We start from the raw sequence: 13,150 nt of genomic DNA on the forward strand, positions 1-13,150 counted from the left end.
ATGCGAATAGAAGTTCGGCATCTTACCAAAGTCTATGGGGGAGGTATCCATGCTCTTGAGGACCTGAACCTGACCATCCCTGGTGGCATGTTTGGTCTGCTTGGCCCCAACGGCGCGGGCAAAACCACCCTCATGCGCATTCTGGCGGGAGTTCTTTCCCCTTCTGAAGGCTCAATTCGTGTCGGCAGCTATGATGGGGCTACAGAGCGAGGTCGGACCCAGATCCAGCGTATCCTGGGCTATCTGCCTCAAGAATTAGGGGTGTATACTGACCTTTCAGCGTATGAGTTTCTGGACTATATGGGTATTCTCAAAGGCCTCAATGATGGTAAACAGAGACGGCGACGTGTTGATGAGTTGCTAGAGACAGTCGCGCTTAGCCATCTCGCTCATCGCAAGCTCAAAACGTTTTCCGGTGGCATGAAACGTCGCGTCGGCATTGCACAAGCTCTCCTCAACGATCCTCAACTTCTCATCGTCGATGAGCCTACAGCGGGTCTTGATCCTGAAGAGCGTATCCTCTTCCGTAACTTGCTTTCGGACCTGGCGGGTAAACGAACTGTGCTTCTCTCCACGCATATCGTCGAAGACATTGCTCAAACCTGTCAGCAGCTTGTGCTAATGGCAAATGGCCATATGCTCTTTCAGGGAACGGTTTCAGATATGTTGAAGGAGACACGTGGCAAGGTTTGGCAGATCACAACCGCTGGTCAAAAGCCAGCGGGCAACTTTACTGTTGTCTCAACGCTCAATATGGGTCTGAACACACAATATCGTGTTGTAGGTGAATACCCATCTTATTCCAACGTTGTAGCCATCGATCCCAACCTGGAAGACAGTTATGTCTGGTTTATGCGTAATGCCCGTCAAACTCTAGCCCCTACTATATCCCCTCTTGATAAATGATACCCTGAAGTTAGAGCATATACAGTGATAGCGCGGTGCTGCCTGGGCATATCTCAATGCCTGCTGAATAGAGCTACAAGGGCACATTGCGGCTCACGTTTATCAAAAAGGCTTCTGCTGTCTCCTGAAAACGGGAACCAAAACATAACTTTCTGCACTCTACTATATAGACAGAGCAAAAGATTGACGAAAGGGAATGAAGCAGGCGCATGAAGAATCCGGAAATCGGGTTACCTGAGTTACTCGCGCTGGATCTTGATGCGCACTTCGCGCAGCTAGTCGCGAGCTATCAGCAGGGATTATATGTATTTATCTTGCGCCAGACAGGCCATGCCCAACTCGCGGAAGACATTCTCCAAGAAGCTTTTTTACGCGCGTACTCAACGTTGCGCAATTACCCGGCCGAACGGAGGCGTACGTTGAAGATTCAAGCCTGGCTCTACAAAGTGGCGGTGAATACGTTTTATGGGCATCTGCGTCAGACAAGGGTACATGAAATTTCCCTTGACCTGCTTGAGGACTTCGATCAAACCTGGCAAAGTGCCTGGTATGACCAGCCAGATATAATGAGCGAACAGCGGGAATGGATACGTACTCTTGAAGAGTATATAGCCCGTCTCCCACTTCAATTTCGTACACTCGTCAATCTCTATTATTTCGAAGAACTGAATCACCAGGAGATTGCAGATCTGCTTGCTATCCCATTGGGCACTGTGAAATCTGGTATTTATCGTGGCACGCAATTGTTGCGTCGTGCGTTAACCACTCAGGAAGGCGAGGTGCGGTCGAGATGAATGAGTCTACACCCTTTGTGTCTGGACAAGGGGCTGAAAAGCATGTGGTTCCTACTACGCTGGCAAGTGATGTTCTGCGACAATTGGGATTAGGTCAAAGCGCTTCGCTGTTTGAGCATCCTTACGTGAACATTGATCAGTCACTAAAGAGTTCTGATTGGCATGTCCGTCTCCAGGCCCTGAGCGATATACCTCCATCGGCTGTTCAGGAGTATCATGAACGCTTACTTGTTATGTTAGAGGACCCTCACCCATCCATACGTGTGGCAACGCTTCGTGTGTTAAGCATGGAGAGAAGCAGTGTTTCGCTAGAGCAGCTGGTTGAAATACGTACACACGACGACGATTGGCGTGTTCGCGAAGCAGTTGTGCGGATGTTGGGGTACCTTCAGGATCCAGTTTGTGTTGAACCATTATGCGCCGCCCTTCATGATGAAGATGAAGCGGTACGTGCAGCGGCAGTGCATGCTCTTGGTTCTCTGGGAGAAGACGTTCCAGCAGACAAATTATCTCTCACTTTACAGGATCGTTCCTGGGTTGTGCGCGAGGCTGCTGCTTTGACATTCGGTATGTTAAGTGAGCAGGGTATTGCTCTTCCACTTGAAGCATTGTCTGTCGTTGCCCACGACCAGGATAGCATGGTCCGAACAGCCGCTGCACAGGCGCTGGATACGGTTGCTCAGTTGATGTCACATCCAACTCGTCGATCATGGCGTGGCGCGTTCTTAAAGGTCTGGCAACTTTTGTTGATGCAGATACGCCTGATTCATAGTGGTGTCTGGATTGCTCCGCTCCTGGTGGTATTTAGTGTAGGCATCTTCCTTTTCTTTAAAGTACACTCTGAAACTCAGCTTCAGATGGCTGTCTCCGTCCTCGCTGTGTTCACGACGGCAGCTGCAGCCTGTGATGTACCCTTTCTCTATGGGATGAAGCACGACGCGGGCTTCGAATTAATAAGCTCGACCCCTACTTCTATGCGGCTGATAGTGTTCTGCCGCTTTCTGTTAGTAGTTGGTTACAATGTCTTGTTGGCTCTGGGGATGTCCGTGTTATTGGCTCTAACCCATCACGAAAACTTTCTGGATATCTTGCACATATGGTTAGGTCCCATGTGTTTGCTTGCCTCTATGGCCCTGGCGCTCTCGTCGCTGATTGGAGCCTGGGGTGCGGCCAGTGTGACGTTATTGTTGGAAGCAAGCCAGTCTATCCAGATGAAGACAACGCCTCTAAATACTTTTCTGGGTATTGATTTTGTTCTTTCTTCCTGGTGGCAAACGAATTTATCAATATGTTTGCTTACCGCGCTTTGCCTGGTTGTTGCTCTGGTCGCTATTCCACGCCAACCGAGAGTGGTCAGGTGGTCGAGGTGGTCGTAGGCAAGGAAACGACATATGTAATTTATTCTAGAGTTCTAGAGTAAGGAGATTCTGACGGACAGTGAGATGTTTTTCGAGTTTCGTGGGCATAATGCGCTATGAATTTCGTATGCAGATCCGGCGTATTGCCGTCTGGATTGTACCTGTGCTGCTTATCGCGTTCCAATTCGGCCTGAACAGGATGTGGCTTCCACATTCTATGGGCAGCTTTCTATATAAAAGCTCATTTGATGAACACGTTGCGTTTGATAGCGCTCTCTTGCACATCAGTGCCCTCCTAGCTAGCAATGCCAACCTTTTCCTGCCACTGGGGGTAGGGATACTTATGGCGGATCGCCTACTACGGGATCGCAACGCAATGATGGAAGAATTGGTCCAGGCCTTATCTGTGCCTGTAGGCGTACGCATCCTGGGAAAGTATCTGGGGAATTTAGGTGCAACCCTTTTGCCTGTTTTACTTTGTTATGGAATTGGTGTTGCCTATTTGTGCTGGCTCGTGCGTGATATTCTGGCTGTATTCTATGGCGTACTTTGCTTTGCAGTCATTATGCTACCCGGTATGCTGTTTGTCAGTGCTTTTTCGCTGGCAGGGCCAGCTTTCTTTGGCACGAATTTATATCGTTTCCTGTTCATCTGCTATTGGTTCTGGGGGAATCTCTTACGCCCGGGTTATGGTGTGCCCACTATTAGTCGTACAATTCTCACACCAGTTGGTATGGTTATAGCGAATGGCTTCTTCGGTGTTACTATTATCGCTGATAGCGGGTTGATGGTGGTATCTCCATTCGAGGGTTTAGAAAGCTTGTTAGCCTTAGTGGGTACTGCTCTGGTTGTCTTAGGGATATTGTGGGGCTATGTCTCCTGGCAGCAACGGCGCTGTTAGGTATTTTCGCACAGAAAACGATAGTGAATTCAGATAATGATTTTTCCTATATATCAGGAGCATGTCTAAATGTTTGAACTACAGGATGTTATGTCTGGCAACCAGGAGAACCTGTCCATTCATGGTTCTCTGGTGGGCTCTAAGAAGCCAGTGTTCCAGAGCGCACAGCATGACAACAGGCAGTGTGGACAAAATGACCTTTTTGTCGCTATCACTGGAGCGCGTGTAGATGGACATCGTTTCATCCCTGCAATTGCGCGTGCGGGAGTAACTGGAGCACTCTGCACCACGCCTTCTGAGGACGTTCCCGACAGTTTTCTCCAACTGGTGGTACCAGATGTTGTCAAGGCATTGCAAGCCACTGCCCGCGCGCGTGTACAGCGTCAACCGGGGACTATCAAGATTGGCATTACAGGCAGTAGTGGCAAAACGACAACCAAGGAAGCTATTGCCGCTGTACTCGGCAGTGTCGCACCGACACTAAAAACCTATGCCTCCTATAATAATGAGCTTGGCTATCCACTGACGCTACTACGCCTGGAAGCCGAGCATAGATACGCGGTGCTGGAGATGGGTGCTGAATGGGTCGGCGAATTGCGGGGCCTCTGCGAGACGATTGCGTGTCCAGACTGGTCAGTGATTACTACTGTAGGGGCTGCTCATCTCAAGCACTTTGGCTCACTGGAGAATGTTGCAATCGCCAAGAGCGAACTGGTTCAGGTGCTCTCTCCAGAAGGAATCGCGCTGCTCAATTATGATGATCCAGTGGTTCGAGCGATGAAGGAGAAGACGCAGGCGCGTGTGATCTATTATGGGCAGGGTGATGGGGCAATGGTGCGCGGTCGGCACGTCGAAGAACGGGGACTCCTCGGCTCCCGCTTTACGCTGTGCATCGAGGATGAGGAGGTGCCAGTACAGTTACGCCTACCCGGCACGCATGGCATAACCACTGCCCTTGCGGCGGCGGCTGTCGGCTATGCCGCTAACGTTCCGCTTGAGAACATTCGCGAGTCACTAGAAAACCTTTCATCCGTCCAGGGACGCGGTGAGATCAAGACAAGCGCTGGCCCGAATGGGAGCACGTTAGTCGACGATACCTATAACTCTATACGGCAATCTATCATTGCTATGACTCAGGCAATGCAGACGACTCCGCTGGTCCCTCTGGGAAAGTGCTGGGCAGTGTTAGGCGAATTGCTTGAGCAAGGTGAGCATACCATGGATGAACACATTGCGTCTGGCCTGGCGTTGGCGGGTAAGGTTGACTACCTGGTAGTGCTTGGGGACTTCGCGCGCTACTTCGCGGAAGGGGCAATGCAGGCGGGGATGCCTGCCGAGCATATCTACGTATTTTCCGTCGATCCTGCCAATGTCTCTGAAGTGGAAGATGGCAAACGTGCCGTTGTGCAATTGCTCAAAGAGAGGGTGCACCCTGAAGATCTCGTCCTTGTCAAAGGATCGCGCGGAATGCGCATGGAAACTATGCTTTCAATGTTTTAGATAGAAGGAGAAAGGCAAAACGATGAAACAGAAGAAACGTATTGGCATCATTTTTGGTGGCCGATCCTGTGAACATGAAGTTTCTCTGGCTTCGGCGGCATCGGTCGTGCAGAATCTTGACGCGGAAAAGTACGACATTGTTCCTATAGCTATAACGAAAGATGGGGCGTGGCTCTGGGGCGTTGAGCCCCAACAATTGCTTCGAGCCGTCAATGATCCTATGTTGGCGACAGAGATTGCATCCTCTCCTGTCGTGACTCTGGTTATTGATTCACAAAGTAGACGCTTTATCAGCATCAATAAAGCTCAGCCTCTTCCGGCTAATGGCGAACTCGACGTACTCTTTCCCGTGCTCCACGGCCCATATGGAGAGGATGGCACTATTCAGGGGCTCTTCGAGATGGCCAATATTCCCTATGTTGGCTGTGGTGTGCTTGGCTCGGCGGCTGGTATGGATAAGGAGATCATGAAGGAACTCTTTCAGGCTGCCGGGTTGCCCGTGGTCAAGACCCTTACCTATAGGCGTTTTGAGTGGGAGCGTGAGCCGGAACACCTGATAGCTATGATCGAGCATCAGTTGGCATACCCTTGCTTTGTGAAGCCTGCCAATCTTGGATCGAGTATTGGCGTCAGTCGCGCAAATGATCGGGATCAGCTTATCAAGGCAATGAACGAGGCGTTTACCTATGATCGCAAGATTGAAGTTGAGCAGGGCATCAATTGTCGCGAGTTCTCGTGTGCTGTCCTGGGCAATGACGAGCCGAGCGCCTCAGTTGTCGGCGAAATCCTTCCCGGCGACGAGTTTAGCGACTACGAAGATAAGTACGTCAATCACACCATCCAGTTTGTTATTCCTGCAACTATCCCTACAGAAACAGCGCAAATGTTACGTGATATGGCTTTGCGAGCTTACCAGGCCCTTGATCTCCAAGGGCTGTCTCGTGTTGATTTCTTCCAGGACAAGGTTACTGGTCGGTTCTACATTAACGAGGTGAACACGTTGCCTGGTTTTACCGAAATGAGCCTCTATCCTAAACTATGGGCCGCCAGTGGTCTTGCCTATTCCCAATTACTTGACCAGCTTATCGAGTTGGCTTTGCGGCAGCATGAGACACGCCAGCAGTTGCGCTCCTATCGTTAATCACATCCTTATGTAGGAAAGGGTAAATATATATGCGTAATAACGAATTAGCAATGCAGAATCCTTTTAGTGTTGGCCCTCGCCTTTACCTGCGCCCATTAGAGCCAGCCCAGGATTATCACCATGTGGCGTTATGGCACAACGGCGAGGAAATGCGCAGCTATTTTAACGTGTATCCGACCAGCGATACGCGCTCGAAAGAGCGACTGGACCAAATGTATCGCGACTTTCGACATATCCTCTTAGGCGTTGCCTTGAAGCAAGACAACACGCTTATTGGTGTGGTGGGTCTGAAAGACATCAATACGCTCAATCAAACCGCTGAGTTTTATATCAAGGTTGATCCTTCCGTCCAGGGAAGAGGGTATGGCACCGAGGCTACCAAACTTATGATCCAGTATGGATTTATGGAATTGAATCTTCATCGTATCCAGACGCAGGATATGGAGGAGAACATTGGTGGCTGGCGCGCGGACGAGAAAGCGGGTTTCCAATTAGAGGGTACTCTGCGTGAGGCCATTCTGCGCTTCGGAACGTATCACAACGTCCGGGTCTATAGCATATTGCGAGACGAATTTATACGGCAAAGCGCGCAGGCTAAATGAATTATCACAATAAGCTAACGAAATGCCGTTTTGTCATGAATTAGTGATTCATATTGTATAAGTCATATATCAGCAGTTGGCTAGATTAAAGAGGATATATCTTGTTTCCACAACAATATTATCAGCATGTGATTCATACTCCCCTGGTGCGCTATCAGGGACCCCTTGCTCCACGAAGTGAGCTATGGCTGAAAGATGAAACAAAGCAGGTTGGTAAATCCTTCAAGTTTCGTGGCACATATCATCGTTTGCTTGAGGAAGCGCCTGAAACAACCGTCGTTACTGCATCAACAGGCAACCATGGCATGGGAGTCTCATTAGCTGCCCAGCTTCTGAACCTGCGAGTCCAGGTCTTTGTGCCAGCACACATTTCGGCAGTAAAAGCAGAGAAGCTAGTGCAGTTGGGGGCGAACGTTGAGAAGGTGGCTGGTGGCTATGATGAGTGTGTGCAGGAAGCATTGCGCTTCTCCAGGGAAACAGGTGCTCCATACATCTCCAGCCTCGATGACCCCTCGGTGATACACGGGCATTCGAGCCTCTTCCGCGAGATTCGAGAGCAGGCCGAAGAGGATCTCGACGCGCTTTTGCTGCCGGTTGGTGGGGGTGGCCTACTGGCTGGATGCTTGGAGTGTTACCAGGGGTCAGGTATGCATATCATTGGTGTTGAGTTGGAATGCGTTCCCTCGATGAAGATCGCCCTTGAGAGCAATGAGCGTGTGCTGCTGCCTCCGGCGCGGAGTATGGCCGAAGGAATGTTGGTACGGCAGGCTGGTGTCCTTCCATTGGAGAGAGCCAGGGCCTATCCGCGTTTCGACGTTGAGCTTATTTCTGAGGAAGAGATACAGCACATGTTATATCTCCTCTGGAAGCACAACGATATACGCGCGGAGGGGGCGGGTGCTTCCGCTGTCGCGGCTGCTCTACGCTACCTGGAGAACCATCCAGGTCAAAGAATAGCCGCTGTGATATCTGGTGGCAATATTGATGAGGAAACCTTCCAGATTGCGACGAGGAAGTATAGAGTAGAGGAAGCGAGTACACGCTAAGAAGTCGGGTAGCGAACTTGAGATATGAAGAGCGGGTATCCGAGAAGGATACCCGCTTTCTTTTGTTTCTTTATAACAGTGGCGACGAGGCTAGCGGCGCCAGCCACGGCTATAATGCCAGCCGCGATTATAATAATGCCAGCCCCAGCCACGGCGATGATCGTCCCAGTCATGGTCATGATCATTGCGACCATAGTCATGATCGTGGCCATAGCCTTGAGCCCCTGCGACCTGTTCCAATTCCTGTTCGGTGAGGTCGTGGATCCCTAATTGCTCTGTAAGCGAGGAAGCACGTGTGATGGGGGCGAGTGTATGAGATTTCATAGGTTCGTTCCTTTCTCCATCAGAAAATGTCCTATTGAAAAATGTTGTACTTTTTGAACTCTTTTTTTGAGAGCAAATGGTGCAACCTGATTGCAAGATAGCATATATCATGCTTCTGTCTTTATTTTACTTACAAGGATAAACGGAGATAATCTATGTTGTGATTTATGATATTACAAGCAAAATAATGACCAGTATGAATTAATGGGTTTTTTAAGAAGGCGCGACAAGATTGTAGAAAGAAAGGCTATGGTGAGAATCGGCTTCTCACGCTCTGCCACGTTGCAAAATCCCATGTCTAGAAAAGACATATCTGAAGCCGAGGGCGCTCTTGCCGCCATCCAGATGGTACTATTTTATGGAGCCATCAAGGAGTACCGCATGCACACCATGCACTCCGTTGGCAATTTGTGTGATCCGCAAATCCACGACGAGACTCGCCAGCGCGAGCGCTTGTGAGCGGGGTATGTCGTACTGCTCACGCATCAGATCGAGCATGGCCTCAAGTGCAATGAAAGATGCTTCATGCAGATTCTCATGAAAACCCAGGGTTACCCATGCATTGGTCGTTCTCGCACGTGGAGTCTTCAAAGGCATATCCTCACGCACATGGAATGTCAAATCAACGCGTTCCATAGGGCATTCGATAGCCACGCCGCTCACCTCACCATCCCCCTGGACGCCGTGTCCATCACCAACAGAGAAGAGTGCTCCAGGAACGCTGATTGGCAGATAGAGTGTGCTGCCAGCAACCAATTCCTTACAATCAATATTGCCGCCACAGAAGCGCGGGGGAATAGTGGAATGGATGCCGGATTCATCGGGAGGCATGCCCATAACACCCATAAATGGGCGTAGTGCAATGGTATGGCCGTACTGATCTGTCCCAGTCATGGCATCAGCATCGAGTGTCCAGTGAAGCAGCTCATGGCTCTCAACGAGTCCCAGATACCTGTTCATAGCACTTTCCCGACCTCCAGCGCTCGTCCACCCCCAGTTTCCCGGCCGTACCTCGTGTATCTGTATTTCGAGCGTCATCCCGGGCTGAGCACCATGAATGGCTATGGGGCCGCACAGCGCATGACCACTATCGTGCACAAGGTCACGTGGTTCAAAGCGATTCTGCAACTCTTCTGTAGAGGGTCCAAGATGCCAACCAGCATCAAGGGTACGAAAGTGGACGGCATCACCCGATGCAATAGTAATTATGGGGGGAAACTCGCGGGAAAAGCTTCCGTGGAGAGTGGCTCGTTCTGGCCCAATGCTATAAATGGTCATGCAGTGGCTCCTCTTTTGTTTCGCATATCTCAAAACGCTGCAATTCCACCTAATTATAACAGAAGGAGACGGGCTATCATCTAACTAATCGGCTTTGTGGATACCTCTGCATTCATATATAGTTTTGGTGACGCTCCTTAGACGATAGTTTTGCTGAGAGTGAAGCCATTTGAGCTTGCATACAAGTGGGTCAACGTCACCCATGGAAAACCAGGAAACTGTTCAATCAAGAGTATCCCTCTTCTTGGGAAGAGTCACCGTAAAGATCGATCCTTTTCCGACAGCGCTCTCCACTGTGATGGTTCCCCCATGACGCTTGACGATCTCCGCCACAATGTACAATCCCATTCCCAGTCCCGGGATTGCTTTCTGTTTGGGACCAGTGGCCCGATAGAAGCGCTCAAAGATTTTGTCGCGCTGCTCTCGTGGGATACCCAGGCCATGATCGTGCACACGGATCGTGACGGTCTCTGGGGAGGCCTCGAGGTCTATCTCGACGGTCTCTGCACCGGGAGAATACTTGATGGCATTGCTGATCAAGTTGGTGAAGACCTGTCCGAGCCGGTCTCGATCCGCCATCAGGCTGGCCTGAACGGCGCCACGCACTAGAATGCTATGGCTGGGATGGGTTTGCTGCATAGTGTCGATGGTCTCCCGCAGCAATGCGTCGAGATCGACCGTCTCCTGCCGATACTCCAGTCTGCCCGCCTGGATCTTGGAGACATCCAGCAACTCTTCCACGAGCCGGGTGACTTTGTTGATCTGGGTCTCCATGCTGGAAAGAGCCGGAGCAGAAGCCTGGAGGCCTTGCTTTGCCAGTTGCCTGCGTAGCAAGGAGGTCTGCATTTTCAAGGCTGTGAGCGGGTTCCTCAGTTCATGGCTGGCCATGCTGATAAAGTCATCCTTGCGCTGCTCCAACTCCTTGCGGGCCGAATTATCCAGCACAAAGCCAATCATCTGGCGCGGATGGTCCTGGAAGGTGACGGCACCTGCTAAGACAGGAAGGCGACTGCCATCTTTACACACCAGCTCGGCTTCAATAGGCGTATGCTGCCCGTGTGTAGCTACCTCCTGGAGCACGCGCTGGAAGAGAGGTGCATGTTCGGGGGAGTGATCCTCATCCTGTTCAACGTTCTGTTGTTGAGATCTTCTCGGGTATAGCCAGTCATGTGAAGAAACGCGTCATTGGCATCCACCAGCACTTCCTCATCCCCCTCGTTTGAAGTAATCCCGATAATATTGGAGTCGATGAGGGCGCGGATGCGTTCCTGGCTCTGGCGTAAGGCTTGCTCAGTCCGTTTCTGCTCCTCGATATCGGTGCAGGTCCCAAACCACTTGACGATCTGGCCTGCTTCATTACGTACCGGCATGGCGCGGGCTAAGAACCAGCGATACTCCCCCGTCTGACCATTTCTGAGACGATGTTCGCGCTCAAAGGGCTCACCTGTTTCGAGCGTGTGATGCCGAAGAGCCAGCGAGCGTTCAATATCCTCAGGATGCAAGAACTGACGCCATCCATAGCCTTGGATTTGCTCAAAAGTGGCATGCGTATACTCACAATAGCGCTGATTACAGTAGTCAAGACGGCCATCTGGTCGAGTGGTCCACACAAACTGCGGCATCGTTTCGGCCAGCACACGCAGGTTTTCCTCGCTGTCTTTGAGCCGCTGCTCGGTCCGTTTCTGATCGTCGATGTCAGTGATAGTCCCAAACCACTTGACGATCTGACCGGTGTCATTGCGTACCGGCATGGCGCGGGCTAAAAACCAGCGATACACACCCGTTTGGCCCTCCTTGAAACGGTAGGCAACCTCATAGGGAGTGCCTGTGCGGAACGCATGCGCTCGCGCCGCCAGGGTGCGCTCAGAATCATCCGGGTGTAAAAACTGGCTCCATCCATAGCCATACAGTTGCTCAAAAGTGGCGTGGGTGTAGTCACGGAACCGTTGATTAAAATAGTCTGACAATCCATCAGGGCGCGTAGTCCACACGAGTTGCGGCACCGTTTCGGCCAGCACACGAAAGTTCTGCTCGTTGGCTTTGATTCTCTGTTCAGCCTGTTTCTGTTTATCGATATCAGTACAGGTGCCAATCCAGTGCAGGATCGTGCCCTCTGCATTTCGCTGCGGCACTCCTCGCACAAGAAACCAGCGATACGCTCCGTTTATACCGTCTTGCATACGATGTTCCACTTCATAGGGCACGCCTCTCTGAATGGCGGTCTGCCACACATCCCATACACGTTGCCGGTCATCAGGATGCACAGCTGCTATCCAGCCATCGCCTTCGACCTGTTCGCGGGACATCGCCTGATAATCTATCAAGGGTTGGTTGTTGTAGATGATATGCCCATCGGGTCTTGCAATCCACACAAAGTGGGGAATGGCATCGACCAGAGTGCGCAATTCGTCTTCGATGTACTTTCGCTCAGTGATATCTCGGCCTGCACAGATGAGATACTCGACCTGCTGGTTGGCATCACGATGGGAGGTAATCGTCATCAAAATGTCCAGAGACAGGTCACTTCGTGGATGGATTCTGGCCTCAAAGCGCACGGTTTCTCCCCTGCTGGCTCGTGCAATGGCTGCGCGCAATTGTTGTTGGGCAGCAGGGTCATGGGACCATGCTGGGGAGTCGGCGAACGGTTTGCCAATCATCTCCTCTCGCTGGAGGTGTGCATCGGCCAGGGGACGCTGATTGACGTCGAGAACCAGCCCCTCCGGGGTCAAGATGGTGACCCCATCAGAGAAGCTTTCCAGGAGATCTCGATACATGTGTTCGTTCTGGCTAAAGGCATTCTGGGGGACTGTGGTTCCAGATATTCCTGGAAAAAGATTGCGAGGCCTTCGTTTGTAGGTGAGAGCGAGACGTGCAGCCGGCTGTTAGTGACGGGAGAAATATACTCCACTTCGGTTGGTTCTCGGGTCTGTTTGGCCTTCTGGACAGCTTGATAGAGCGATGTACTCACCAGTTGGGGCGCGCCACGCCACAATGGCTTGCCACAGACATCTTTTCGTGTCATGGTCTGTGCATTTGCATTGGCATACACAATCGTCGTGTCGTCATCGAGAAGAAACAAGGCACCGGGAAGCGTCTCAAGAAGAGTGAGGAGTGTCTCACTCGATGCAGGCGTGACACGTTTTTTCTGCTTTGTATGAGACATATCGCGCTCATACCCCTTTCACATACCTCGATCCCTGAGAATGAAGACGCATTCCTGCTCTGATCTTAAGATGAATACTTCAATGATGTGAGTGAGAGCGTCGAGAAATAAGCAGACTACACTTTTTGGAGTGC

General features: G+C 51.1%; 10 protein-coding genes and 1 pseudogene. 8 read left to right on the plus strand and 3 right to left on the minus strand.

Annotated elements, in window-relative coordinates:
- The 8 genes from KTE_RS22255 (at position 1) to KTE_RS22290 (ending at position 8,251) form a co-directional block, all read left to right on the plus strand.
- On the plus strand, positions 1 to 906 hold the full coding sequence (locus KTE_RS22255; protein WP_201384764.1) for an ABC transporter ATP-binding protein: 906 nt from the start codon (positions 1 to 3) through the stop codon (positions 904 to 906).
- A gap of 209 nt (positions 907 to 1,115) precedes the next feature.
- Entirely contained in the window at positions 1,116 to 1,700 is a 585-nt protein-coding gene (locus KTE_RS22260; RefSeq protein ID WP_201384766.1) for an RNA polymerase sigma factor, read from the plus strand.
- Positions 1,697 to 3,076: a HEAT repeat domain-containing protein gene (locus KTE_RS22265; protein WP_201384768.1), complete on the plus strand. Its 1,380-nt coding sequence runs from the start codon at positions 1,697 to 1,699 to the stop codon at positions 3,074 to 3,076. Before KTE_RS22260 ends, KTE_RS22265 begins: the two co-directional genes overlap by 4 nt.
- Positions 3,077 to 3,185: 109 nt before the next feature.
- A complete protein-coding gene (locus KTE_RS22270; protein ID WP_201384770.1) occupies positions 3,186 to 3,959 on the plus strand; it encodes a hypothetical protein in 774 nt (257 codons plus the stop codon).
- Positions 3,960 to 4,028: 69 nt separating this feature from the next.
- Entirely contained in the window at positions 4,029 to 5,459 is a 1,431-nt protein-coding gene (gene murF, locus KTE_RS22275) for a UDP-N-acetylmuramoyl-tripeptide--D-alanyl-D-alanine ligase (RefSeq protein WP_201384772.1), read from the plus strand.
- A gap of 22 nt (positions 5,460 to 5,481) precedes the next feature.
- Positions 5,482 to 6,600: a D-alanine--D-alanine ligase family protein gene (locus tag KTE_RS22280; RefSeq protein WP_201384774.1), complete on the plus strand. Its 1,119-nt coding sequence runs from the start codon at positions 5,482 to 5,484 to the stop codon at positions 6,598 to 6,600.
- A gap of 32 nt (positions 6,601 to 6,632) precedes the next feature.
- Entirely contained in the window at positions 6,633 to 7,205 is a 573-nt protein-coding gene (locus KTE_RS22285) for a GNAT family N-acetyltransferase (protein ID WP_201384776.1), read from the plus strand.
- 101 nt (positions 7,206 to 7,306) lie between these two features.
- Positions 7,307 to 8,251, plus strand: a complete 945-nt coding sequence (locus KTE_RS22290) for a threonine/serine dehydratase (protein ID WP_201384778.1) — start codon at positions 7,307 to 7,309, stop codon at positions 8,249 to 8,251.
- Positions 8,252 to 8,341: 90 nt separating this feature from the next.
- Here KTE_RS22290 and KTE_RS22295 read toward each other — a convergent pair whose 3' ends face one another.
- From KTE_RS22295 to KTE_RS22305, 3 genes and pseudogenes are all read right to left on the minus strand, one after another.
- On the minus strand, positions 8,342 to 8,575 hold the full coding sequence (locus KTE_RS22295) for a hypothetical protein (protein WP_201384780.1): 234 nt from the start codon (positions 8,573 to 8,575) through the stop codon (positions 8,342 to 8,344).
- Between the two features lie 351 nt (positions 8,576 to 8,926).
- Entirely contained in the window at positions 8,927 to 9,853 is a 927-nt protein-coding gene (locus tag KTE_RS22300) for an acetamidase/formamidase family protein (RefSeq protein WP_201384782.1), read from the minus strand.
- A 222-nt stretch (positions 9,854 to 10,075) separates the two neighbouring features.
- A pseudogene (locus KTE_RS22305) lies at positions 10,076 to 13,016 on the minus strand (PAS domain S-box protein).
- Positions 13,017 to 13,150: the final 134 nt, after the last annotated feature.

Source organism: Ktedonobacter sp. SOSP1-85 (assembly GCF_016587415.1).
Taxonomy (GTDB): domain Bacteria; phylum Chloroflexota; class Ktedonobacteria; order Ktedonobacterales; family Ktedonobacteraceae; genus Ktedonobacter.

Bases quoted from the DNA above. Each gene is read 5' to 3' on its own strand.
- KTE_RS22270 (WP_201384770.1), top strand. From the start codon at position 3,186: ATGCAGATCCGGCGTATTGCCGTCTGGATTGTACCTGTGCTGCTTATC.
- KTE_RS22280 (WP_201384774.1), top strand. From the start codon at position 5,482: ATGAAACAGAAGAAACGTATTGGCATCATTTTTGGTGGCCGATCCTGT.
- KTE_RS22260 (WP_201384766.1), top strand. From the start codon at position 1,116: ATGAAGAATCCGGAAATCGGGTTACCTGAGTTACTCGCGCTGGATCTT.
- murF (WP_201384772.1), top strand. From the start codon at position 4,029: ATGTTTGAACTACAGGATGTTATGTCTGGCAACCAGGAGAACCTGTCC.
- KTE_RS22295 (WP_201384780.1), bottom strand. From the start codon at position 8,575: ATGAAATCTCATACACTCGCCCCCATCACACGTGCTTCCTCGCTTACA.
- KTE_RS22285 (WP_201384776.1), top strand. From the start codon at position 6,633: ATGCGTAATAACGAATTAGCAATGCAGAATCCTTTTAGTGTTGGCCCT.
- KTE_RS22300 (WP_201384782.1), bottom strand. From the start codon at position 9,853: ATGACCATTTATAGCATTGGGCCAGAACGAGCCACTCTCCACGGAAGC.
- KTE_RS22265 (WP_201384768.1), top strand. From the start codon at position 1,697: ATGAATGAGTCTACACCCTTTGTGTCTGGACAAGGGGCTGAAAAGCAT.
- KTE_RS22255 (WP_201384764.1), top strand. From the start codon at position 1: ATGCGAATAGAAGTTCGGCATCTTACCAAAGTCTATGGGGGAGGTATC.